Here is a 24,122-nt window from a genome sequence, read left to right as displayed (position 1 = left end):
TCGTGAATCACATCCGGTGCAAGCGTGCTTCCCACTTGTAAAGCACATCCGGCTCCTTTTCCTCATTGCCTGCCCCATCAGACTCGTCAACCGCGAAGAAGCCGTGTTTCTCATAAAAGCGGCGTGCCGGCTCATTTCTCTGGAATGTCCAGAGCGAGAGCACCGGATAGGCCGACTTGGCGATATCGAGCAGCCGGCTGCCGATGCCGCGCCGTTGCGCCTCGGGCAGAACGTAGAGCTGATCGATCCAATCCTCGAGAAAGGCGATGACGCCGACCAGGCGGCTGCCCTCCTCCGCGCCCCAGATCTGGCAATCTTTGAAAACTACGGCGCTCCAGAAACCGACATCCTCTTCCGGCGTATGAAGTCCGGCAAGCGTCGGCAGCCGCTCGTTGAACGAAGCGCGATGCACGGCCGCAGCCGCCGGCATGTCCGCGAGATCGAGTTTACGCAACGAAACCTTGTCAGTCATCATCAAGCCTTGAGCCCAAAGCCCTGCATTAGCCGGCGGGTGGGAAAATCCGGCGTCCCGGAAGTGAAGACGGCGAAATCGAAATTGTCGGGATGCACGGCATCGGCCACCTGTTGCACCAGGTTGCGGGCGCGGCGCGCGATCGCTTCCGCGGGATCGAGCCAATCGACCGGCCATGGCGCCAGCCGGCGGAAGATGTTGGCCATGAAAGGATAATGCGTGCAGGCCAGCACGACGATATCAGTCCGGCGGCCATCCATCTCGACAAAGCACTGATCGATCTCCGCCATGACAGCCTCGTCGCCAATAACATCGCCGCGAATATAGGCCTCCGCCAGACGCGCCAGGTTCTGCGATCCGACAAGCCGCACATGACACTGGGTGGCGAAAGACTGGATCAGGTCACGCGTATAAGCGCGCTTGACCGTGCCCGGCGTTGCGAGCACCGAGACCAGGCCGGAGCGCGTCCGCTCCGCAGCCGGCTTAATCGCCGGCACGGTGCCGACGAACGTCATCTGTGGAAAGGCGGCGCGCAGGTCGGCGCCGGCAAGTGTGAAGGCCGTGTTGCAAGCGATGATGCAGACTTCCGGATCATATTGCGCGAGCAGCTTTGCGAAGAGATCGACTATGCGCTCCTTCAGCGCCGGCTCCTCCCAATTGCCATAGGGAAAGCCGGCATCATCGGCCACATAGATGAAACCGCGCTCCGGCATCAGCACACGTGCTTCTCGCAGCACGGTCAGCCCGCCGATGCCCGAGTCGAAGACCAGAATGGGTTTCAGCTCATTCGCCGTTGCTGTCATCGCTGGTGGTTTCCTTGCGGGCGGCAGGGGTTCGGGGATGCGAGCCGCTGCCGCGCGGTGACTTGCGTGAGAAGCGGTCGAGAGACGAGATCACTCCGCGCAGAACGCTGATTTCCTGTTCCGTAAACGCCCGGCGCGAGAGGACTGCGCGCAGATTGTCGACCATTTTCGGCTTTTTCCCGGCGGGATGGAAATAGTTGCGTGCATCCAATGCTTCTTCGAGCTGATCGAACAGGCCAAAGAGCTGCTCCTTGGTGGAAGGCCGCTGCTCGACCGCCTGGAAAGGCACGGCTCCCAGATCCTCCATGCCGGATTTCATCCACTCATAAGACATCAGCAGCACGGCCTGAGCTATGTTCAATGAGGCGAAAGCGGGGTTGACGGGAAAAGTCACGATCTCGTCGGCGAGCGCCACTTCTTCGTTGGTCAGCCCCCAGCGTTCGCGGCCGAAAAGAATGCCGGTGGCCTCGCCGGCTACGAACCTCGCCCGCAGCGTTTCGGCGGCGGCGACCGGAGAGCGCACAGGCTTATAACCGTCACGTTCACGCGCGGTCGTGGCATAGACGAAATTGAGATCGGCGATCGCCTGCTCCAGCGTGTCGTAGACCTTCGTTGCCTCGATGATGTGATCGGCCTTGGAGGCGGTCGCTTGCGCCCTCTCGTTCGGCCAGCCATCGCGCGGATTGACGAGGCGCAGCTCCGCTAGGCCGAAATTTGCCATGGCGCGGGCCACCATGCCGATATTCTCCCCCATCTGCGGCTCGACCAGGATAATGGCCGGCCCTTCGGCCAGAAGTTGACGCTCGCTATTGGTACCTGCCATGAACTCAAATCCCCAGGCGGTAAGCATACCGCGCAATAAGGGTCGGAATAGCGGCGCAGGCCTTAATCGGCAAGGGAGAAGTCTGTTATCGGCATCGATTGGGCTCTAGCGGCAGCCGACAATCCCAGGATCGTCCGACGAGCTAAACGGCCGCCGGCCTGATCACTGCGGCTGGTCCTGTTGCGGTGTCTGATCCGATGGCTGTTGTTGCTGCTGTTTGACGATGTCTTGCATAGCCGATTTCAACGAATTGGACTGGCCGCCATCATCGACCGTGATGATGTCATCGATCACGGGCTTTCCGGCCTCCTGGATAACCTCGAAGCGCACAGTGGTCGCTTTCTGATAGTCGGCGTCGGTGCCCATGCAAGTGGATTTCTTGAAAGTCGCGACGACCTCCGTCGTGTCGCCTTTCGGCGCCTGCGGAGCGATATTCAGCTCCTGCAACGGGCATGCATCCTGCCCGCCGACGATGACATCGTAGTCGAAGGGCGAAATGCCGTCTTCGTCGGCAGCCGGGAACTGCGCCGCCGCCTGGTATTTCGCAACGAAATCCTTGCTGTAGAGGTCCTTCAGCTTGCTGTCGTCGAAAATATCCTGCCAGTCGCTATCACCGCCCGCCCAATTGGAAACGGTCGCGTCCATCACCGTCTTGACCGGCGCCATTACGTCGGCTGCCGCGGCCGAATTGGCGCCGAGTGAGAGCGGAAGGAAAACGGTAAAAAGCGCGGCGGCGGCAATTTTCTGCATGATAAAATCCGTGATGATCGGCGAAGCGTTCGCGCGACATTAGTCGCATCCATTGCTTTGGCAATGGTCCCAGGTTGAAAAGCATGCGCCGCGATGAAATGGACCTCACGGCCAAAAACGCCGTTCGGCGCCTCTATCGGCTTTGCGTTCGAGACTTGCAGTGCTATAGCCCTCGGGACTTCATATCACTCACAGGGACATCCGGTCCCATCAGCTTAAACGAGGCAGAAGCATGAAGAAGATCAAGGTCGCTAACCCTGTTGCCGATCTCGATGGCGACGAAATGACTCGCATCATCTGGCAGCTTATCAAAGAAAAACTGATCTTCCCCTACCTCGATATCGATATCGATTATTACGACCTCTCGGTCGAAAACCGCGACGCCACCAACGACCAGGTAACCGTCGACGCCGCCAACGCCATCAAGAAGTACGGCGTCGGCATCAAGTGCGCGACGATCACGCCGGATGAAGCCCGCGTGAAGGAATTCAACCTCAAGGAAATGTGGAAGAGCCCGAACGGCACGATCCGCAACATCCTCGGCGGAGTCATCTTCCGCGAGCCGATCATCTGCAAGAACGTTCCGCGTCTGGTTCCTGGCTGGACGCAACCGATCGTCGTCGGCCGTCACGCTTTCGGCGACCAGTATCGCGCCACCGACTTCAAATTCCCCGGCAAGGGCAAGCTGACCATCAAGTTCGTCGGCGAAGATGGCACGGTCATCGAGAAGGAAGTCTTCAACGCTCCGGGCGCCGGCGTTGCCATGGCCATGTACAACCTCGACGAATCGATCCGCGAATTCGCCCGCGCCTCGATGATGTACGGCTTGATGCGCAAGTGGCCGGTCTACCTGTCGACCAAGAACACCATCCTCAAGGCCTATGACGGCCGCTTCAAGGACATCTTCGAAGAAGTCTATCAGAACGAGTTCAAGGCTCAGTTCGACGAAGCCGGCATCACCTACGAGCACCGCCTGATCGACGACATGGTCGCCTCCGCGCTGAAGTGGTCCGGCGGCTACGTCTGGGCTTGCAAGAACTACGATGGCGACGTGCAGTCCGACACGGTTGCCCAGGGCTTCGGCTCGCTTGGCCTGATGACCTCGGTTCTCCTGACGCCGGACGGCAAGACGGTCGAAGCCGAAGCCGCACACGGCACGGTGACCCGTCACTACCGCCAGCACCAGAAGGGCCAGGAAACCTCGACGAACTCGATCGCCTCGATCTTCGCCTGGACCCGCGGCCTCGCGCACCGCGCCAAGCTCGACGACAATGCCGAACTTGCCAAGTTCGCTTCCACGCTCGAAAAGGTCTGCGTCGATACCGTCGAAGCCGGCTACATGACCAAGGATCTGGCGCTACTGATCGGCCCCGATCAGCCGTGGCTCTCCACCACCGCCTTCCTCGACAAGATCGATGAAAACCTCAAGAAGGCCATGGCTGCCTAAGCCGCGCCGACATCGGAACCTACGAGAACCCGGCCTCAGCGCCGGGTTTTCTTTTGTCCGAAATCTTGCCGCCGTGGCCGCCTGGTGGCTAGAATGCGCCCAACAAAGGGAGAGACAGATGGCTGAAGAACTCGTTTTCTATACCAACCCGATGTCGCGCGGACGTATAGTCCGCTGGATGCTCGAGGAGATCGGCCAGCCCTACCGCACCGAATATCTCGACTTCGGCACCACGATGAAGGCGCCCGACTATCTCTCGGTCAATCCCATGGGGAAAGTGCCGACCGTAAAGCACGGTAACACCATTGTCACCGAATGCGCCGCAATCTGTGCTTATCTGGCCGAGGCCTTTCCTCAAGCCGGTCTTGCGCCGACAGCAGCCGAGCGCGGCCGCTATTTCCGCTGGATGTTCTTTGCCGCCGGCCCGATGGAAATGGCGGTGACCAACCGCGCGCTGGGCTTCGAAATCCCTCCGGAACGCCTGCGCATGGCCGGTTGTGGCAGTTTGGAGCATGTCTTCGATACTCTGGAACAGGCTGTCAGCGCCTCGCCGTTCATCGCCGGCGATCGTTTCACGGCCGCCGACGTCTATGTCGGTTCGCATGTCGGCTGGGGCCTGAATTTTGGCACCATCGAAAAGCGTCAGGCTTTTATCGATTATTGGGGCCGCGTCAGCGATCGCGACGCCTATCGCCGCGGCAACGAGCTGGATAACGCCGCGATGCCTAAGCAACCGAACTCCTGATAAGACAATCAGCTATAGCCAAAACATCAAGCGATGTATCATGCCGCTATTGCAGCGGCATGTGAATTTCCGTCAGCAATTCCGTCGGCGGCACATCGCGAGGATTGTTGAGATATTCCTCGAACATCACGGCATCGCGCAGTTGCCGGCCGGAAGCGGGCAACCATTCCGCATAGAGCCATTGATAGGCCTTGTACATATCGGAATATGGCCCCTTGTGTCGCAGCACAGCATATTCGCCGCCATCGATTGTCCGCCGCTCCAACGGTGCATCGGCGGCAATCTCGTTGCCCGCATTGACGCAGGCATAGGAGCGCAGCTTATCTACATCCACCACATCAGGGTCGTCCATATAGACGCCGATCATGCGCATATCCGGCTTGGCAAGGCCACGGGCATAGATTGCGCCGAAGAGTGTTTCGAAAGCCTTGCCGATCTGCATATAGGAGCCGCGATGGGCGACACCGATCAGTGACATCGGAGAAATGGTGCGAAGCGTAACGTCGAACATGACCGTGATCCTTCCTTGGGTGCTGGATTCGAAGATCGTGTGGCTTCCCTCATTCCGATATCGCGCCGGCGGCATGTCGTAGATGGATTTGAAGATGCGGTTGAACGACTGGAGATTGGGATAGCCCGACCGCTTTGCAACGTCGCTGACGGATAGACGGGTATTGACGAGATCGCCGGCGGCACGATGCAGCCGCAGCCGCTTGACTGTGGTCGCCGCCGTCTCGCCATAGATCGCCCGATAGATCCTGTGCCAGTGATAGCTGGACATACAGGCGATCTCGGCAAGTCTTTCCATGTCGAGCTCTTCATCCAGATGCTCGTGGATATAGGCAGAAACCCGCCGCAGACGGGTTTCATAAAGCGCCCATGCCGTTTCGCCGTTCATGTCAACTCCCTTGCAAATCGATCGGCCTCAAGGAACCGTATCTCGATTTGACAAATCCTGCTGACTTCCGTGCACAAACGAAAACGGCAGGAGCTATCAGTCCCCGCCGGTTCTAAATGTGTCTATGAAAACCGGCTGTTAGCCGGCGAGTGCCGCAGCAACTGCCTCAATCGCGTCATCGGCTTTGGCGCCATCCGGACCGCCGGCCTGGGCCATGTCGGGACGTCCGCCGCCACCCTTGCCGCCGAGAGCAGCCGAGGCGATGCGCACGAGATCGACGGCGCTGAAGCGACCAGTCAGGTCTTCGGTCACCGCAACGACAGCACTGGCCTTGCCGTCTTCGGAGACACCGATCAGCGTCACGACGCCGGAGCCGAGGCTGGTCTTGCCCTCATCGGCAAGCCCCTTGAGATCCTTCGGATCAACGCCGGAAATGGCCTTGCCAAGGAACTTGACGCCGCCGATTTCCCGCACGGCATCCGCCGCGCCGTTCTGACCGCCGCCCATGGCGAGCTTGCGCTTGGCGTCAGCCAGTTCGCGCTCCAGCTTTCGACGCTCATCCATCAGCGCCTCGACGCGCGACACGACATCGGCAGGCTGCACCTTCAATGTCGAGGCCAGCGTCTTCACGCGCTCATCCTGCTCGGCGAGATAGTCGCGCGCGGATTCACCCGTCACCGCTTCGATGCGGCGCACGCCGGCGCCGACGGCACTTTCGCCGAGGACGCGGATAAGACCGATCTGGCCGGTGGCCGAGACATGTGTGCCGCCGCACAGTTCGACGGAATAGGGTTTACCGACTTTGGCGCCGCGCACGCCCTGCCCCATACCGACGACGCGTACCTCATCGCCATATTTTTCGCCGAACAGCGCCATCGCGCCTTCGGCAATGGCGTCGTCGACGCTCATCAGGCGGGTGGTGACCGGCGAATTCTGCAGCACGATTTCATTCGCCATATCCTCGACGACCTTCAATTCTTCGGCCGACATCGGCTTCGGATGCGAAACGTCGAAACGCAGGCGCTCAGGCGCCACCAGCGAGCCCTTCTGCGCCACATGGGTGCCAAGCACCTCGCGCAGCGCTTCATGCAGCAGGTGAGTCGCCGAGTGATTGGCGCGCAGGCGCGAGCGCCTGTTGTGATCGACCGTCAGCACAACGGCGTCGCCGACCTTGATCTTGCCTTCGGACACTTCCGAGCTGTGAACGAAAAGGCCCTCGCCCTTCTTCTGGGTATCGCTGACGGTGAGCTCGCCGTGGTCGCTCGAAATCACGCCGGTGTCGCCCATTTGGCCGCCGGATTCACCGTAGAAAGGCGTCTGATTGACGACAATCTGCACCTTGTCGCCGGCCGAAGCGCTGTCGACGGCAACGCCATCCTTGACGATCGCCTGGATCACGCCTTCAGCCGCTTCGGTGTCGTAGCCGAGGAATTCGGTCGCGCCGAACTTTTCCTTGAGCTCGAACCAGATGGTTTCGGTCGCTTTGTCGCCGGAGCCTGCCCAATGCGAGCGTGCCTCGGCCTTCTGCCGCTCCATTGCATCGGTGAAGCTCGAAATATCGACGCCGATGCCGCGGGCGCGCAAGGCATCCTGGGTCAGATCGAGCGGGAACCCATAGGTGTCGTAGAGCTTGAAAGCGGTCTCGCCGTCGAGGCTGTCGCCCTTGTGCAGCGTGGAAGTCGCATCGGAAAGCAGCGACAGACCGCGCTCCAGCGTTTTACGGAAACGGGTCTCTTCCAGCTTCAGCGTCTCGGAGATCAGCGCTTCGGCGCGCACCAGTTCGGGATAGGCACGGCCCATCTGCTGAACCAGCGTCGGCAACAGCTTCCAGACCAATGGGTCCTTGGCGCCGAGCAACTGCGCATGGCGCATGGCGCGGCGCATGATGCGGCGAAGGACATAGCCGCGGCCTTCATTCGACGGCAGCACACCGTCGGCAATCAGGAAAGCAGACGAGCGCAGGTGATCGGCGATGACGCGATGGCTGGCGCGGCGCTCACCCTCGGCCTTGACGCCGGTTGCCTCCTCGGAAGCTTCGATCAGCGCCCGGAAGAGGTCGATATCGTAATTGTCATGCTTGCCCTGCAGCACGGCAGCCACGCGTTCGAGGCCCATGCCGGTGTCGATCGACGGACGCGGCAGGTCGACCCGCTGTTCCTTGGTGATCTGCTCGAACTGCATGAAGACGAGATTCCAGATCTCGATGAAACGGTCGCCATCCTCTTCCGGCGAGCCGGGAGGGCCGCCCCAGATATGCTCGCCGTGATCGTAGAAGATTTCGGAGCATGGGCCGCAGGGACCGGTATCGCCCATCGCCCAGAAATTGTCGCTGGTGGCGATGCGGATGATTTTGTCGTCCGAGAGACCGGCAATCTTCTTCCAAAGGTCGTAGGCAGCGTCATCGGTGTGATAGACCGTCACCAGCAGGCGCTTGGCGTCGAGGCCGAATTCCTTGGTGATCAGGTTCCAGGCAAGCTCGATGGCGCGCTCCTTGAAATAGTCGCCGAACGAGAAATTGCCGAGCATTTCGAAGAAGGTATGGTGACGGGCAGTATAACCGACATTGTCGAGGTCGTTATGCTTGCCGCCGGCGCGCACGCACTTTTGCGCCGTCGATGCGGTCTTGTAGGGACGCTGCTCCAGGCCGGTGAAGACGTTCTTGAACTGCACCATGCCGGCATTGGTGAACATCAGCGTCGGATCGTTGCGCGGAACAAGCGGGCTCGACGGCACGATTTCGTGGCCGTTCTTCTTAAAATAGTCGAGAAAGGTCGACCGGATTTCGTTCACACCGCTCATATTGGGCCCTTCAGTCCTTGCCTTGAGCGAGATTTCATCTCGCTCATGTTCCTTCACCTAGCATGGTTCTGTCCAAAAACCGCTTCGCACTTTTTCGGGATCAGGCGCTGGCAAAATTTAATAAATCCAGTGGCTTTTATCGTCCGCTCCCGGCCCTGTCCAGCCGCACAAGCAAAACCGGCCGCACATCCCTTGGACAATACGGCCGGTTTTGAATTTTAGTCTTGCTTAGTCCTGAAATCGGTCGCGTAAATTACGCGTCCGCGGCGTCGCCATCATCGGCCTCAGGCCCGCCATTCTGCAGGAAGCGATCGGCGATCAGACCGGCATTCTGGCGCAGCGACAGTTCGATCTCGCGGGCAAGATCCGGATTGTCGCGCAGGAAGAGCTTTGCGTTTTCGCGACCCTGACCGAGACGCTGGCTGTTGTACGAGAACCAGGCACCGGACTTCTCGACAATGCCGGCCTTGACGCCCAGGTCGATCAGCTCGCCGGTCTTGGAAACGCCCTCCCCATACATGATGTCGAATTCCACCTGCTTGAAGGGCGGCGCCATCTTGTTCTTGACAACCTTGACGCGGGTCTGGTTGCCGACCACTTCTTCACGCTCCTTGACGGAGCCGATACGGCGAATGTCGAGACGGACGGAGGCATAGAACTTCAGCGCATTACCGCCGGTCGTCGTTTCCGGCGAGCCAAACATGACGCCGATCTTCATGCGGATCTGGTTGATGAAGATCACCATTGTGTTGGACTTCGAGATCGAAGCGGTGAGCTTGCGTAGCGCCTGGCTCATCAGGCGCGCCTGCAGGCCCGGCAGGCTGTCGCCCATTTCGCCTTCGATTTCGGCGCGCGGCGTCAGCGCAGCAACGGAGTCAACGACGAGAACGTCGACGGCGCCGGAGCGTACCAGTGTATCGGTGATTTCAAGCGCCTGTTCACCGGTATCCGGCTGCGAAATCAGAAGGTTCTGCAGGTCGACGCCGAGCTTGCGGGCATAGACCGGATCGAGCGCATGTTCGGCGTCGACGAAGGCGCAGATGCCGCCCTTCTTCTGGGCTTCTGCAATGGTCTGCAACGCCAGCGTCGTCTTACCCGAGCTTTCCGGTCCGTAGATCTCGATGATGCGCCCCTTCGGCAAACCGCCGATGCCGAGCGCGATATCGAGGCTCAGAGAGCCGGTGGAAACTGTTTCGATTTCGACCACGTTCTCGTTCGAGCCAAGCTTCATGATCGAGCCCTTGCCGAACGACCGCTCAATTTGAGAGAGTGCCGCTTCAAGTGCCTTGCTTTTATCCACCGATTTGTCCTCTACAAGCCGCAAAGAATTCTGAGACATCCGATCCACCTTTAGGTTATTGAAGCCGCTCAAGCAATGTCGCCGCTGATGAGAATTGTGTACTCTATTTGTTCTCATGTCGCAAGAGCACAACAAGCAATTGAAAGAAAAAGGTAAAATGAATTCCGTTCTACATTTGTTTTCTTCTTTCATAGCAAGCACTTACGTGCCCTTATCCGGCATTCTGCGTGAAAAATTCGCCGGTTCGATTCGCCTCTGGAACCGCTGAGGAGATCGGGATGGCAAAGAAGATTCTTGTTCTGGGTGGTGCCCATATCGACCGGCGCGGCCGCATCTTCGGCGAGACGGCGCCCGGCGCCAGCAACCCGGGCGCCTGGTTCGAGGAGCCGGGCGGCGGCGGCTTCAATGCGGCGCGCAATCTGGCTCGCCTCGGCTTCGATGTGCGGCTGATTTCACCGCGCGGCGGCGATGCGGCTGGCGAGATGGTGGCGGAAGCGGCGCTCCATGCCGGCGTCGACGATAAGCCCTTCGTTTTTCTCGATCGCAAGACGCCAAGCTACACGGCGATCCTGGAGCGCGATGGCAATCTGGTGATCGCCCTTGCCGACATGGAACTCTATAAGCTCTTCGTGCCGCGCCGGCTGATGATCCGCGCCATCCGCGATGCCTTCGAAACCGCCGATCTGATCCTTTGCGATGCCAATCTGCCGGAAGAGACATTGGCTGCCATCGCCACGCGCGCAGCCGATTGCGGCAAACCATTGGCCGCGATCGCGATTTCGCCGGCCAAGGTGATACGCCTGAAACCCTGCCTTGCTCGCATCGATCACCTTTTTCTGAACGAGGCCGAAGCGGCGGCGCTGACGGAGAGCCGTCCGGACGATCCGCGCTATTGGGTTTCCGGGTTGCGCGCACTCGGCCTCAAAGGCGGTGTCATCACCCGGGGGCAGCGCGAGTTGATAGCATTCTCCGGTGACAATGCCATCAGCCTGCAGCCGCCCGTTGTCGATGAGGTCGCCGATGTCACCGGCGCCGGCGATTCGCTTGCCGCTGGCGTTCTCGCCGCCCTGCTTACCGGTCGCGATCTCAGCGAGGCCGTGCGCTACGGGGCAGCGGCAGCCGCGATCACCGTGCGATCGCCTTTCGCCACGGCGGATGAACTTTCGCCCGAGCTTCTGAACGCAATGCTGGCTCTTGTTCCCGAAGCCGCTATCTTGTCATGAAGCCCATGAATTTCGCATCTCCCATCTCAGCCAATCGGATACAACCATGAGCAAGCCTATTTCTCCCCTACTGCCGATCTCCTATTCGAAGGAGGTTGCTGCAGCAAAATTGCGTGGAGCGCCATTGGTGGCATTGGAATCGACCATCATCACCCACGGCATGCCCTATCCCGGCAATATCGATATGGCGCGCAGCGTCGAAGCCATTATCCGGCAGGAAGGCGCCGTGCCGGCAACGATCGCCGTCATTCACGGCGTGCTGCATATCGGCTTGGAGCCGGAAGAGCTGGAGGCGCTTGCCCAGACCAGCGGCGCGATGAAGGTGTCGCGTGCCGACCTCGCCTTCGCCATCGCCGAGCGCCGCACGGGCGCCACCACGGTTGCCGCGACGATGATCGCCGCGGCCCGCGCCGGCATCAAGGTTTTTGCGACCGGCGGCATTGGCGGCGTGCATCGCGGCGCCGAAGAAAGCTTCGATATCTCGGCCGACCTGGAAGAGCTCGCGCGCACCGATGTAATCGTGGTCTGCGCCGGCGCCAAGGCGATTCTCGATATACCGAAAACGCTGGAAGTACTCGAAACCCGCGGCGTGCCCGTCGTTACCTACGACAGCGACGAATTCCCCGCCTTCTGGTCGCGTTCCTCAGGCCTTGCAAGCCCGCTGACCTTAAACAGCCCCGCCGCGATCGCAAATTTCCAGATGACTCGCGAACAGCTCGGCATCAACGGCGGCATGCTGATCGCCAATCCAGTGCCGGAAGCCGATGAAATCCCGCGCGAAGAGATGGAAATCTATATCGAGCGCGCTCTGGACAGCGCCGAGCGCGACGAGATCGCGGGCAAGGCGGTCACCCCTTATCTGCTCAGCACCATCTTCGACATCACAGACGGCCGCAGCCTGAAGACCAATGTTGCCTTGGTCGAAAACAATGCTCGTCTGGCCGCTGAAATCGCGGTTGCTCTGGCGGATTGACGGAGTGGTGGGCGGCGACAGCCGCCACCCATATTCAGATAGGAGTACCCGGCTGCCCGACGTTTCGGCAGCTTACTCCACCGGCTGCGCCGAATGTTTCCACTGCAGCCTCTTCTGGAATCTGTCTCTTGTAAACAAGACTATTGCCAACAGGCAGATTGCCAGCTCGATCCACGACGTCCAGTGAAAGACGAAGTTGAGATACCAGGGCTGATAAACTGCTGGCACCTGAACGAGATTAACGCCGCGATCACTGAACGGATATAGCCAGCGGATATCGGCAGCGACCGTGTCCAGGGCAAGGTGCAGCAATATGCTAAGCAGGCCTATTCCGACAAAGATCAGCCTTGCAGTCTTGCGACAAGCGACGAGCCCCACAGTCAAAAGCCCAGCCATCACAAGCCAAAATATCGGTGTGTGCGTAACATAGTCGTGGTGAGCATGTCTTCGCAGGTCGACAAGATAAAAATAGGCAAGATCTACATCCGGCAAAACCGAGCACACCAATGCCACGCCTAAGAGCGATCTTTTATAAATGGCATCTCGCTGAATCACGAGCTTTGAGAGAATATAGCCTGCGGGAATATGGGCAATGAACATCCCATAGTTGTTGCCAGTCGATTGTGGCCGGCTTTTGTTCGCCTTCTGTCGGCGGAATGAATTCCGCAAATACATTTATGGTGGCAGAAATATACCTAACGATCCAACGTCTCTCTGACGACAACGGCAAGCTGCTTCAGCGAAAATGGCTTGGGCAGGAAACCGAACTTGGCGTCGGCCGGCAGGTTGCGGGCAAAGGCATCTTCAGCGTAGCCGGACACGAAGATGAACTTCATGTCGGGATATTTCTTGCGCAGTTCACGCAGCAGCGACGGCCCGTCCATCTCCGGCATGACGACGTCGGAGACGACGACATCCACCTGCCCGTCGAGTTCATCCATGATGTCGAGGGCTTCGACGCCGGACCCCGCCTCATAGACGGTATAGCCGCGTGTCTCGAGCATGCGTTTGCCACCCCGACGCACCGCTTCCTCGTCCTCGACGAGCAGAACGACGGCCGATTTGCCGGTGAGGTCGGCAGGCTCTTCCGGTGGCGGCACGACGGCGGCAACGCTCTGGTCCATCGCCGAGACGTCGCGGCTCTCGGAGGCATGGCCTTCAATTACCGTGGGGATTTCGACGATATGGCGCGGCAGGAAGATGCGGAAGGTCGTGCCCTTGCCGACTTCGGATTCCGGGTGAATGTAGCCGCCCGATTGCTTGATGATGCCGTAGACCATCGCAAGGCCAAGCCCGGTGCCCTTACCCACTTCCTTTGTCGTGAAGAAGGGCTCGAAAATCTTATCCATGATGTCGGGGGCAATGCCCGTGCCGGTGTCGCTGACCTCGACCAGCACCATCTCTTCGTGCGGCAGATAGGCGTAGTTGAAGGCGGTCACATCTGCGGCCGACAAATTGCGCGTGCGCAGCGTCAGCGTGCCGCCATCCGGCATGGCGTCGCGGGCGTTGACGCAGAGGTTGATCAACACCTGCTCGAACTGCGACAGATCGGTCTTCACCGGCCAGAGATCGCGGCCATAGTCGACATCCAGCTTGACATTGGTGCCGGACAGCAGCCGGTCTACCAGCATGCGCAGGTCGCCGATGACATCAGTCAGATTGAGGATCGTCGGCCGCATCGTCTGCTTGCGGGAGAAGGCCAGCAACTGCCGCACCAGCACGGCAGCACGGTTGGCATTACGTTTGATCTCCATCAGATCGGCGAAGCTCGCGTCTGATGGCCGTGCCTGCAGCAGCAGATGGTCCGATGACAGCAGGATCGCGGTCAGCACGTTGTTGAAATCGTGTGCGATGCCGCCGGCAAGCGTGCCGACTGCATTCAGCTTCTGCGTCTGCGCCATCTGCGTTTCCAGCGCCTTCTGCTCGGTCACTTCGACGGCGTAGACGATCGCCGCTTCTTCGGGCGCTTCGTCGGTCTGATCGATGACGGCATTGATATAGAAGCGGAAATGCCGAGTATCGTCCTTCGGATTGCGCGAATCGATCGGCGGGATATCGCCCTGCCGATCCTTGGCGGCGGCAAGCGCCTGTTCCAGCCGCGACCGGTCAGTTTCGTAGACGATGTTCTCAAGAGCGGCGCCACGCTCGATGTCGTCACGCGAAACGAGATCGGAGAAGAGCTTGAGGAAAGGGGCGTTGGTGCGCAGAATGCGACCTGCGCCATCGACCGAGGCGATCGCCATCGGCGTGTTGTTGAAAAAGCGGCTGAAGCGCATCGCCGCGACGGAGGCGGACTGATCGTTGTCGCCGCCGTTCTGCCGGGTCAGCACGATGGTGCGGCTTTCGCCCGGGGCGCCATCGCGCATCGACGTGACACTGTGGACGATCTGTACCGGCAGGCTCTGGCCGTTGGAGCGACGAAGGTCGAGATCGAGCGTTACCGTCTTCTTCAGGCCGGGTTCGGCTTGGACGGACTGTATCAATGTCAGGCCCTCGCCGGCGACGAGATCGCCGATGGTCATCGAGCCCGGCGTGAATTTGGTCAGATCGAAGCCCAGCCATTCGGCAAGCGTTGCGTTCAGATAGAAAATCTCGCCCTTGCGGCCGGCCGAAAAGAAGCCCGCCGGAGCATGATCAAGATAGTCGATGGCGTTCTGCAGTTCCTTAAAGAACCGTTCCTGATCGTCTCGTTCCGAAGTGATGTCGGTGATCTGCCAGATGTGCAACGCTTTGCCGCGCCCCTGCTCCGGCGGCAGCACACGCGCCTTCAGGCGATACCAATGCGCGCCGTTACCATTGCCCTCTCCTGGACCGAGCGGCTTCAGGAGCCGGAACTCCTCCGAACCCTCCTTGCCCTCGCGCAGCCCGTTGGCAAGGCGATAGAGCGCTTCGTTGGATTCGCGATTGCGTGACAGCAGCGTTTCAAGCGACTGCACCTCAGTCGCCTTGGTCGCGCCCGTCAACTGACCATAGGCGCCGTTGGCATAGATGATGCGGCCCTTTTCGTCCGTGATCAGCGTGCCGTCCGGATGGCTGTTCAGAAATGAGCGCGCCAGGCTGTCGGACTGCGTTTGCGGCATCACCTCGACGAAACCGATGATGGAGGAGACGAGAAAGAAGATGCCGACCATGGCAAGGATGCCGAGGCCACCAAGCACGGTTTCATTGTCGAGCTCGTCTTTGAAAACGACGAAGGCCGCAGCGGCGGCCACCAGCACTAGGGCAAGCAGAATGATGCGCAGCACGGTGCCCGAACGAACCCCGCGATCCACCAGCGGCACGCTATACTCGTCGGACTGACGTTGCTTCGTCATAAACCCCTCGTCTCCGCCCTCTTCCTCCTCACGTCATGCACTTGACGGATCGCCGGATTCGGACCTTTCGAATCTTCTTTAGCAATTTGCCGCACCAGCAAAAAGCTTTGCGGGGCTAGAAAGGCCTGTATTCACAAGGAAGAGCACTGGACAAAGAGCGATCCATCTTGTTTCCGGAGGGGACCTATCCATATGATCGCCTCATATCGAGACAAAGGTGAAGACGCGGGGCCGGTCGTTTTGCGGCAAGGCTGCGACATCGGGGACAATTACGGAGTATCTCGAAATGTGGGACGAAATCGCCGGGGCCTATGGCAGTCGCTTCTTCCTTGCAGCCGGTGGGGTCGGCATTGCCCTTCTCCTGTTGATCTGCATCCTCTGGATCTTCCGCAATCGAGCGCCCTCGCCTTTCGTGCGCGGTGGCAAGAACCGTCAGCCTCGCCTGCAGGTACTGGACGCCGCCGCCGTCGACGCACGCCGCCGTCTGGTGCTGGTGCGGCGCGATGGTATCGAACATCTTATCATGATCGGCGGCCCAACCGATATCGTCATCGAGTCCGGGATTTCCGATGCCGCCAAGGCGGGCCTGCCGGCGCCGACGCCCATCGGAACACCGCTGGCTCACCAACACCGGTTTGAGCCGACGCAGGAAGCGCCGCGCCTTGACCATCTTCCGCCAGCAGCTTCCGAGCCGCCCATCCCTCAGGAAGCTGCAGTCGAAGCCTATATGCCGCCTGAGCCAATCGCTGCCGTTGAACCGGTTCCTCTTCGCGTCGCGCTGGCAACCGAGCGCCCGCAACCCGCAGTCCCGCAGCAGCAGCGCACGCCACAGCCGGCGACGATGCTGGGCGAAGCGGAAGTAGCCGATATTCTCGATGCGGCTCGTCAACACGTATTGCCGCCGCAGCCGGCACGTGTCGCCGCTGCACAGCCCGTCCGCCAGCCCATGGCTCCCGCCGCCGTTTCGGCGGCGCCGGCGGTGACGCCACCGCCCGTCCACGAACCCGGCGCCGATTTCCAGCGCATATTGGAAGCGGAAATGTCAAACAATCTCACCGCAGAGCGGATCATCCCGAATGTGCCGCCGCAACCGCAGATTCAGCAGCCGGCAGTGTCCCCGGCACAACGCCGCGACCCGGAACTTCCGCCGATGACGGGAGCGGATACCGCGCTTCAGAAAGAGGTCGCTCGCATTTTCGGCGAAATGAGCGTCAACCGCGACAAATAAGGCGCGGCCAACCACTCACGCGGACATGAAAAAGGCACGACGGATACGCCGCCGTGCCTTAATTCTACGCTCCAATCGGAGTGTCCGAGACCTATTCGTCGCGATAAACCTTTTCGCGGCGCTCGTGGCGTTCCTGCGCTTCGATCGACAGGGTTGCGATCGGCCGGGCGTCCAGACGCTTGAGACCGATCGGTTCGCCGGTTTCCTCGCAATAACCGTAGGTACCGTCTTCGATGCGCTGCAGTGCGGCGTCGATTTTTGAGATAAGCTTGCGCTGACGGTCGCGAGCCCGAAGTTCGATGGCTCTGTCGGTTTCGGAAGAAGCCCGATCAGCGAGATCGGGATGGTTTGCGCTTTCTTCGGCGAGGTGGTCGAGCGTTTCGCGCGCTTCTCTTAAGATATCATTTTTCCAGGCGACTAACTTTGCTCGAAAATAGGCACGCTGGTTTCCATTCATGAACTCCTCGTCTTCCGAGGGCACATAATTGCTAAGATCGATCTTCTCACTCAACGCGATTCTCCTGAAGAACATCTCATATGGCGCGCTGTATAGCCCAACCGGTAGTATCGATTCAAGCCAAATAGACGTGGTAAATGGATTTTTAAATTTGTCATAAAAACTGGCTAAAGGTTTATTTTTTCATTATATATTGGCGATCCCGAAAATGTGATAGAACCGTAACCTTCGCGTGAATGACCGCAAACTGCCCGTATCGCCGATGGCTCCGCAGTTGACGGCCTATAGGATCAGGCGATACGCCAAGGACAAACGAGCACGGGAATTCCGCCATGACCAGCATCACGCCTCCACCGTCCCGGATTTACCTGTTCCGTCATGCCGCGGCTCAAAAAGCCTCCTCCGGTCAGAAGGATTTCGACCGGCCACTCAGCGACGACGGCTATGCTGCAGCCGAGATCGTCGCCGAAAAAGCCATCGAAAAGAATTACAGGCCGGATCTCGTCATCTCCTCGACGGCTTTGCGCTGCCGCCAGACCGCCGACGCCATCCGCCGTGCCGTGAGCCCCTCCACCGAGTTTCGTTATATCGATGAGTTGTACAACGCCACGACGGATACTTATCTCGAAATCATTTCGTCGCAGGTGACCGAGGACTCGGTCATGCTGGTCGGCCACAATCCCGTCATCGAACATGCGCTGGAAGCGCTGATCGGCCATAAAGCATTGGTCTTAGCGCTGCCCAACGGTTTTCCCACCGCCGGTCTCGCCGTCATCGACTCGACATCGTCGGGCTGGGTGCTTGCGGATTTCGTCACGCAATAGGGTCGCCAGCAGAATATCGAGGTGAGCGACGACTTTTGCGGCTTCGACCCGCAAGGTCCGGTCTCTTTTCCGGCCTCGCATTGCTTCCTATATTGACGATCACGCTGTCATTTTGGGATCCCGCCTTGCCGCCAAGCCTGACCTCTTTCAGAGACGACGCACTGATCGCCTTCGATAATCTCGTCGACCGCACGACAGGCCTCGTCAATCCAACGATCAGGCTCGGCGTGACCGGCCTTTCCCGTTCCGGCAAGACCGTTTTCATTTCCTCTTTGGTGCACAATCTGCTGAACGGCGGCCGCTTGCCGCTATTCGAGCCGGTGCAGTCCGGCCGAGTCTCTGCCGTTCGCCTCGAACCGCAGCCGGACGATGCGGTGCCGCGCTTTCAATACGAGGATCACATCCGCGCATTGGTGAACGAGCGCATCTGGCCAGATTCGACGCGGGCGATCTCCGAACTGCGCATCACGCTGGATTATCAGAGTGCCAGTGGCTGGAACCGCCTGTTTTCGCCCGGGCGCCTTTCCATCGACATTGTCGACTATCCCGGCGAATGGCTGCTCGACCTGCCATTGCTCGGCAAGGATTTTCGTGCCTTCAGCGAGGAGACGCTGACGCTCGCGAAAACGGGCATTCGAGCGGAGCTGTCGCGTGCATGGCTGGCGATGACGCAAGCGACCGATGCTTCGGCATCCGCTGACGAGACGATCGCCCGCGAACTCGCCACCGCTTTCTCCAGCTACCTCAAAGCCTGCAAATCCGACGAACGTTCGCTTTCGACCTTGCCGCCCGGCCGTTTCCTGTTGCCCGGCGATCTCGACGGTTCGCCGGCATTGACCTTCGCGCCGCTGGTGCCTCCGCCCGAAGGCAAAGCGCAGAAGGGCTCGCTATGGGCGATGATGGAACGCCGCTACGAGGCCTATAAGTCCGTCGTGGTGAAACCCTTCTTCCGCGAGCATTTCGCCCGCCTAGACCGGCAGATCGTCCTCATCGATGCGCTGCAGGCAATCAATCGCGGCCCGGAAGCAGTTCAGGATCTGGAACGCGCGCTGACGGATGTGCTTGCCTGCTTCCGTCCCGGCGCCAATTCCTTCTTCTCTTCACTGCTCGGCCGGCGCATCGACCGCGTTCTGGTCGCTGCGACCAAGGCCGATCATCTGCACCACGAAAGTCACGACCGGCTCGAAGCTTTGACCCGCCGCCTAGTGGAACGCGCCATCGAACGGATCGGCATGGCCGGGGCCGGTATCGAGGTCATGGCCATCGCTTCGGTCCGCGCCACGCGCGAAGCGACGGTAAAGCGCGAGGGTCATACGCTTCCCGTCATCGTCGGCACCCCGATGGATCGCGAAGCGATCGGTGGCGAGACGTTCGACGGCAACCGCAAAACCGCGGTCTTCCCTGGTGACCTGCCGGAAAATCCGCAACGACTGTTCGATGCGCTTGAATCCGGCGCGGCAAACGTCCATCTGCCCGAGGTGAGCGTCGTCCGCTTCCGTCCGCCGGAGCTGGACGAGACCGGTGCTGGTATCAAACTCTCCGTGCCGCATATCCGCCTCGACCGCGCCATGCAGTTTCTGTTCGGAGACCGGCTCGCATGACGAAACCGACCGCAGACGATCCCACGGGCCTTTCACGCCGTCCCGCCGCCTTTTCGATCGAGCCGGAAATGTCGAAAGACGATGCGGCTGCCGAAAAGGCTGCGGAAGCACCGCCGCGCCGCAAGCCACAGAGTTTCGATACCGAAATCGTGTTGACGCCGGATGAGGAAGATCCATTCCTCAACCCCGCTCTCGTCGCCCCCGATCCAGAAACTCTGGTAGCAGCGCCGCGCCGCCGCAGTTTTTCCTTCGGCAAGGTTGCCGCCGGCGCCTTCGGCATTCTCGTGTCTCTTGCCTTCGGTCTGTGGACCGACCAGTTGATTCGCGATCTCTTCAGTCGCGCCGACTGGCTTGGCTATGCCGCCCTTGCGGTGCTCGGCATCGGCATCCTCGCAGTTCTCGCCATCGTCATTCGCGAGACGGCGGGCATGCTGCGGCTTGCGGCCGTGCAGACAATCAAAGCGGAGGCAGAAGCCGCCATTGTGGAGCCGCGACCCGCGCGTGCAAAAGCGCTCGTCCAGCGCCTCTGCACCCTTTTGGAGGCTAATCCGGAAACGGCGAAGGGCCGCGCAACCTTGAAAGCGGCCGAAAGCGATATCATCGACGCGCCGCAATTGATCGACCTTGCCGAACGAGAACTGCTCGGTCCGCTCGATCGCCGCGCCCGGACGCTGATTCTCGGCGCGTCCAAACGAGTTTCGGTCGTCACGGCGGTTAGCCCGCGTGCGCTGGTGGACATTCTCTACGTGCTCTACGAATCGGCTAAGCTGGTGCGCGCCATGGCGGAGCTTTACGGCGGCAGACCCGGCACGCTCGGCATGATCAGGCTGATGCGCGACGTGCTCGCTCACCTTGCGGTGACGGGCTCCATTGCCGTCGGCGATAGCATCGTGCAGCAGTTGATCGGCCACGGTTTGGCCTCGAAACTCTCGGCTCGGCTCGGTGAAGGCGTCGTCAATGGCATGATGACGGCACGCATCGGCATCGCGGCGATGGATCTCTGCCGGCCACTGTCGTTTAAGGCGTTGAAGCGGCCGGGGATCGGCGATTTCGTCGGTGATCTGGCGCCGAACATCACCGGCCGCTGAGCGTGGCAAACGCCTGCGAATGCGGCTTTCGCCTTCATAAGAAACCAAGCATTAACCATTCTAAGGCAAAAGTGGACATCAGTTTCCAGTTCCTCTTCGTTAGGGAATGTCCATGTTTTCGCGCCAGTTTCTTCTTGTTTGCGGCCTTGCCGCCGCGGCCCTCTCCGCAGGTGCCTGGGTGCATTCAGCCGATGCGGCATCCCGTGACAAGGCTTTCTTCCAGTCCGTTGCCGGCTCATGGCGGGGCCCGGGCGAGATCGTTGCCGGCAAGTACAAAGGCACGAAATTCACCTGTAACCTGACGGGTCAGCCTCTCAACGGCAGCAATGCCGGCGTCAAACTCGACGGAACCTGCCGCGTCGGCGTCTTCCAGCAGCCGATGACCGCGGAAATCACCCAGAACGGCGGCAGCTATACCGGCAAATTCCTGGATGGCGCGGCCGGCAAGGGCCTGGATGTCACATCGGGCACCGTCAACGACGGCACCGTGGTCCTTGGCCTCAATCGGCAGAAGCTCAACGGCGCCATGATTGCCCGCGTCGCGGACAACAAGACGATGAATGTAACGATTTCCGTCAAGGTCAATGATCAGATGGTGCCCGTCATCGGTGTGACACTGCAGCGTGCCACTGATCTCGATCAGATGGCTGTCGGGTCAATCCAGTAACGTTTATGCACTGACAGTAAATGACGCCTCCGCCTGAAATTAAGGTCGGAGGCGTCTATTTTTGCGTGGTGACTGATGTGGACGGGCGTTACGTCGCTCTCCACCAATCGCGATTTTCGTCCGCCACCTCTATCCCCTGCACATCCGCTTCACCCAGCCAATCCGTCACCTTGCGTCCACTGACCAAAAGATCGGCCGCAAAATCGGCGAGGGGCATCAGCACGAAGCCACGTTCGGTCATGCGCGGATGCGGGATCGTCAACAGCGGTTCGACCCGCTCCATATCGCCATAAGTCAGGATGTCGATATCGATCGTGCGTGGCCCCCAGCGTTCGATGCGCACCCGCTTCATGTCACGCTCTATGCCCAGGCAAACATCGAGTAGCGCCTCCGGCGAGAGCGTCGTATCGACCGCCGCACAGGAATTGTAGAAGAAGGACTGGTCCGTCTTGCCCCAGGGCGGCGTGCGGTAAAGGCGGGAAACCACAGCGACGCGGCAGTCCGCGTGCGCGTCGAGCGCGCGCAAGGCAAGCGCCATGGCCCGAACGGGATTGTCGAGGTTGCCGCCAAGCCCAAGCGTGGCGCGCGTCAGTGCAATCTCAGGCAAAATGCTCAACGCTCACCTGCACATAATCGAGAACGCCCGGAACCGGCGCGTTGGGTTTGCGCACCGCGATCTTTGCCCGTCGCACGCTTGGAAAGCGCCGGCACAATTCCTTCGCGACATCGAGTGCCAGCGCCTCGATCAGGTAGCGACGGCGCCCGGTGACGATCTCTTCGATGACGCTGAAGGCGATGCCGTAGTTGACCGTGTGGTCGATCGAATCGTGCTCCAACGCATCGCCCGCATCGACATCGAGCTCGGCATCGACGAAGAAGCGCTGGCCGAGGAATTCTTCTTCGTCGTGGACGCCGTGGCGAGCGAAGAAAGCGCAGTTCTGAAGGGTGATGGTGTAAATCATATCGCTCATGGCGTCCTGCCGCCTAATTTCGCCCGTGTCTGGAGGATAGCATCGGCAATCGCCAGCGCATCCCTGTTGATTGCGACATTGTGTACCCGAAAAATCGCCGCACCCTGCAGACGCAATATAGCACTGGTTGCTGCGGTTCCCACATCCCGGTCGGGCGGTTCCCGACCGGTAACGGCACCGATGAACCGTTTGCGCGAAGTGCCGGCCAGCAAAGGCAATTCGAAGCGCAACAGCGCCGTGAAGCGTGCTATCAGCGCCAGATTCTCCTCAACATCCTTGGCGAAGCCGAAACCCGGGTCGAGAACGATATTCTGCCTGTCCACCCCGGCTGCTGCCGCGATATCAAGCGATCGGCTGAGAAACAGCACCTGGTCGTCGACGACATCGGGAAGTTTTGTCCGCTCGCGGCCGGTATGCATGATGCAAAGCCCCGCGCCCGTCTTTGCCGCCAATGCCGCGATTTCCGGCTCGCGCTGCAGCCCGAAGACATCGTTGACGATATGCGCGCCGGCGCTGATCGCCAGTCTCGCGGTATCGGCACGATAGGTATCGATGGAGATCAGCGCATCGGTCTTGCCGCGCAGCGCTTCGATGACGGGCAGAACGCGCCCTTGCTCCTCCGTGGCGCTGACTGCCTCGGCGTTGGGCTTGGTGGATTCCCCGCCGATATCGATGATGGAAGCCCCCTCCTCCACGCAGGTAAGAGCATGTGCCACCGCCGTATCGACGGCTTCGTAATGCCCGCCATCGGAGAAGGAATCCGGCGTCACGTTGACGATCGCCATGATGGCGCTGCGTTCGCCGACATTGAGGCTGCGCCCATGCGCGAGATGCCAGCTATGGCTGCGAAGCTCTGTCACGATCCGTCCATCCCATTGAAAACGAAAAAACCTCGCGTCGGATATTGCGCTTGCTCAGGCTATGCCGCAAGCTCCATCGAAGTTCAACCTGGTAGCAGCACGAATGCCGTTTGCACCCCGACAGATCCGTGTCTCGCTTATCCTGTTGCTTCTGTGCGGCCTTTCCAGCGGCGCCGATGCGGAGGTGATCGCCCGCAAATCCGTCTCCTATTTCGACATCAAAGGCAACAGCGCCGATGCGCTCGATGCGGCGCTGAATGCGCACGGACCGGTTACGATGGGTTCCAGCAGCCGCCATCCCGGCGCAACGAAGGTTCGCTTCGGCGGCAACGCAACGTACTCGGAGCGGAATGGCCGCTGCTACATCGCCGACGTCAAGATCACCGTGGATACCGAAATCATTTTGCCACGCTGGCGCGACCGCCGGCATGCGAGCCGACAACTGTCGATGATCTGGGATACGCTCTCGGCGGATATCCGTCGCCATGAGGATCGGCATGCGGAAATTGCGCGAGAACATGCGCGGCGTATGGAGAAATCAATCCTTGCGCTCCCCCCGGCGAAGGATTGCGACGCGCTTCAGGACAAGGCGAACGACGTTACAACGCAGGAAACGCAGTTGCATGATGAAGATCAGGCCCGATTCGACAAAATCGAGGCGATCAATTTTCAGAGCCGCATCCAGAGGCTGATGACCTATCGCAGCCAGCAAACCGGTGAATGATAGGTCTCTAACAGACCTTTTTCGCGAAAATTAGGTCCTGACGGCAGCAATCTGTGTGAAAACTGTCACTATACCTGTGAATCATTCACAACTTCTCATTTTTGAACTTTACGAGAATCTGAAATAGGTTTTTCCTACTTGGATATCGCGTCGAT

Annotated in this window: 23 protein-coding genes; 10 read left to right on the top strand and 13 right to left on the bottom strand. The window is 59.9% G+C overall.

Features of this window, described 5'->3' with window-relative positions:
- Positions 1–7: 7 nt before the first annotated feature.
- The 4 genes from K290_RS0117025 to K290_RS34440 all read right to left on the bottom strand — a co-directional run bounded on the left by K290_RS0117025 (position 8) and on the right by K290_RS34440 (position 2,848).
- Positions 8–472, bottom strand: a complete 465-nt coding sequence (locus K290_RS0117025; protein ID WP_028753050.1) for a GNAT family N-acetyltransferase — start codon at positions 470–472, stop codon at positions 8–10.
- Between the two features lie 2 nt (positions 473–474).
- A complete protein-coding gene (murI, locus tag K290_RS0117020; protein WP_028753049.1) occupies positions 475–1,275 on the bottom strand; it encodes a glutamate racemase in 801 nt (266 codons plus the stop codon).
- Entirely contained in the window at positions 1,256–2,098 is an 843-nt protein-coding gene (locus K290_RS0117015; protein ID WP_028753048.1) for an RNA methyltransferase, read from the bottom strand. Before K290_RS0117015 ends, murI begins: the two co-directional genes overlap by 20 nt.
- A 162-nt stretch (positions 2,099–2,260) precedes the next feature.
- Positions 2,261–2,848 carry a hypothetical protein gene (locus K290_RS34440; RefSeq protein WP_037135613.1) on the bottom strand — a complete coding sequence of 196 codons (588 nt, stop codon included), beginning with the start codon at positions 2,846–2,848 and terminating at the stop codon, positions 2,261–2,263.
- Positions 2,849–3,080: 232 nt separating this feature from the next.
- Between K290_RS34440 and K290_RS0117005 the strand changes: the two genes are divergently transcribed.
- A complete protein-coding gene (locus tag K290_RS0117005; RefSeq protein ID WP_004108975.1) occupies positions 3,081–4,295 on the top strand; it encodes an NADP-dependent isocitrate dehydrogenase in 1,215 nt (404 codons plus the stop codon).
- 118 nt (positions 4,296–4,413) lie between these two features.
- On the top strand, positions 4,414–5,040 hold the full coding sequence (locus tag K290_RS0117000) for a glutathione S-transferase family protein (RefSeq protein ID WP_028753047.1): 627 nt from the start codon (positions 4,414–4,416) through the stop codon (positions 5,038–5,040).
- A gap of 46 nt (positions 5,041–5,086) precedes the next feature.
- Here K290_RS0117000 and K290_RS0116995 read toward each other — a convergent pair whose 3' ends face one another.
- The 3 genes from K290_RS0116995 to recA all read right to left on the bottom strand — a co-directional run bounded on the left by K290_RS0116995 (position 5,087) and on the right by recA (position 10,076).
- Positions 5,087–5,938: an AraC family transcriptional regulator gene (locus tag K290_RS0116995; protein ID WP_028753046.1), complete on the bottom strand. Its 852-nt coding sequence runs from the start codon at positions 5,936–5,938 to the stop codon at positions 5,087–5,089.
- A gap of 138 nt (positions 5,939–6,076) precedes the next feature.
- Positions 6,077–8,737 carry an alanine--tRNA ligase gene (alaS, locus tag K290_RS0116990; protein ID WP_028753045.1) on the bottom strand — a complete coding sequence of 887 codons (2,661 nt, stop codon included), beginning with the start codon at positions 8,735–8,737 and terminating at the stop codon, positions 6,077–6,079.
- A 253-nt stretch (positions 8,738–8,990) separates the two neighbouring features.
- Complete coding sequence (gene recA / locus K290_RS0116985; protein ID WP_028753044.1) at positions 8,991–10,076, bottom strand: recombinase RecA; 1,086 nt, start codon at positions 10,074–10,076, stop codon at positions 8,991–8,993.
- A gap of 239 nt (positions 10,077–10,315) precedes the next feature.
- Here recA and K290_RS0116980 point away from each other — a divergent pair, with 239 nt between their 5' ends.
- Together K290_RS0116980 and K290_RS0116975 are read left to right on the top strand one after the other, a co-directional pair.
- Positions 10,316–11,260: a carbohydrate kinase family protein gene (locus tag K290_RS0116980; RefSeq protein ID WP_028753043.1), complete on the top strand. Its 945-nt coding sequence runs from the start codon at positions 10,316–10,318 to the stop codon at positions 11,258–11,260.
- Positions 11,261–11,306: 46 nt separating this feature from the next.
- Positions 11,307–12,233 carry a pseudouridine-5'-phosphate glycosidase gene (locus tag K290_RS0116975; protein ID WP_028753042.1) on the top strand — a complete coding sequence of 309 codons (927 nt, stop codon included), beginning with the start codon at positions 11,307–11,309 and terminating at the stop codon, positions 12,231–12,233.
- Positions 12,234–12,305: 72 nt separating this feature from the next.
- Here K290_RS0116975 and K290_RS0116970 read toward each other — a convergent pair whose 3' ends face one another.
- Complete coding sequence (locus K290_RS0116970; protein WP_028753041.1) at positions 12,306–12,833, bottom strand: metal-dependent hydrolase; 528 nt, start codon at positions 12,831–12,833, stop codon at positions 12,306–12,308.
- Positions 12,834–12,928: 95 nt separating this feature from the next.
- Positions 12,929–15,547 (bottom strand): cell cycle histidine kinase CckA, encoded by a 2,619-nt coding sequence (gene cckA, locus K290_RS0116965; protein ID WP_028753040.1) that lies wholly within the window; start codon positions 15,545–15,547, stop codon positions 12,929–12,931.
- Positions 15,548–15,833: 286 nt separating this feature from the next.
- Between cckA and K290_RS0116960 the strand changes: the two genes are divergently transcribed.
- The gene (locus K290_RS0116960) at positions 15,834–16,775 is read left to right on the top strand and encodes a flagellar biosynthetic protein FliO (protein WP_028753039.1); all 942 of its coding nucleotides are present in this window, start codon (positions 15,834–15,836) and stop codon (positions 16,773–16,775) included.
- 91 nt (positions 16,776–16,866) lie between these two features.
- On the opposite strand, the gene dksA is transcribed toward K290_RS0116960, so the two are convergent.
- A complete protein-coding gene (gene dksA, locus K290_RS0116955) occupies positions 16,867–17,286 on the bottom strand; it encodes an RNA polymerase-binding protein DksA (protein WP_028753038.1) in 420 nt (139 codons plus the stop codon).
- A 278-nt stretch (positions 17,287–17,564) separates the two neighbouring features.
- On the opposite strand from dksA, the gene K290_RS0116950 reads away from it, so the two are divergent.
- The 4 genes from K290_RS0116950 (at position 17,565) to K290_RS0116935 (ending at position 21,412) form a co-directional block, all read left to right on the top strand.
- On the top strand, positions 17,565–18,056 hold the full coding sequence (locus K290_RS0116950; protein ID WP_028753037.1) for a SixA phosphatase family protein: 492 nt from the start codon (positions 17,565–17,567) through the stop codon (positions 18,054–18,056).
- Positions 18,057–18,181: 125 nt separating this feature from the next.
- Positions 18,182–19,657: a YcjX family GTP-binding protein gene (locus tag K290_RS0116945; RefSeq protein WP_028753036.1), complete on the top strand. Its 1,476-nt coding sequence runs from the start codon at positions 18,182–18,184 to the stop codon at positions 19,655–19,657.
- On the top strand, positions 19,654–20,745 hold the full coding sequence (locus tag K290_RS0116940) for a YcjF family protein (RefSeq protein ID WP_028753035.1): 1,092 nt from the start codon (positions 19,654–19,656) through the stop codon (positions 20,743–20,745). The genes K290_RS0116945 and K290_RS0116940 overlap by 4 nt, the downstream gene beginning before the upstream one ends.
- Before the next feature lie 112 nt (positions 20,746–20,857).
- Positions 20,858–21,412 carry a hypothetical protein gene (locus tag K290_RS0116935; protein WP_028753034.1) on the top strand — a complete coding sequence of 185 codons (555 nt, stop codon included), beginning with the start codon at positions 20,858–20,860 and terminating at the stop codon, positions 21,410–21,412.
- 88 nt (positions 21,413–21,500) lie between these two features.
- On the opposite strand, the gene folK is transcribed toward K290_RS0116935, so the two are convergent.
- Genes folK through folP form a run of 3 tightly spaced genes read right to left on the bottom strand, consistent with a single transcriptional unit; the run spans position 21,501 to position 23,243 of the window.
- Entirely contained in the window at positions 21,501–22,019 is a 519-nt protein-coding gene (gene folK, locus K290_RS0116930) for a 2-amino-4-hydroxy-6-hydroxymethyldihydropteridine diphosphokinase (RefSeq protein ID WP_028753033.1), read from the bottom strand.
- Positions 22,012–22,374 carry a dihydroneopterin aldolase gene (gene folB, locus K290_RS0116925; RefSeq protein ID WP_037135633.1) on the bottom strand — a complete coding sequence of 121 codons (363 nt, stop codon included), beginning with the start codon at positions 22,372–22,374 and terminating at the stop codon, positions 22,012–22,014. The genes folK and folB overlap by 8 nt, the downstream gene beginning before the upstream one ends.
- 5 nt (positions 22,375–22,379) lie before the next feature.
- Positions 22,380–23,243 carry a dihydropteroate synthase gene (gene folP / locus K290_RS0116920; protein WP_028753031.1) on the bottom strand — a complete coding sequence of 288 codons (864 nt, stop codon included), beginning with the start codon at positions 23,241–23,243 and terminating at the stop codon, positions 22,380–22,382.
- Between the two features lie 103 nt (positions 23,244–23,346).
- Here folP and K290_RS0116915 point away from each other — a divergent pair, with 103 nt between their 5' ends.
- Positions 23,347–23,967, top strand: a complete 621-nt coding sequence (locus K290_RS0116915; protein ID WP_028753030.1) for a DUF922 domain-containing Zn-dependent protease — start codon at positions 23,347–23,349, stop codon at positions 23,965–23,967.
- Positions 23,968–24,122: the final 155 nt, after the last annotated feature.

The organism is Rhizobium leucaenae USDA 9039 (assembly GCF_000426285.1).
Taxonomy (GTDB): Bacteria; Pseudomonadota; Alphaproteobacteria; order Rhizobiales; family Rhizobiaceae; genus Rhizobium; species Rhizobium leucaenae.
The sequence above is the reverse complement of the archived record's forward strand: the minus strand, read 5'-3'. Positions and strand labels throughout refer to the sequence as shown.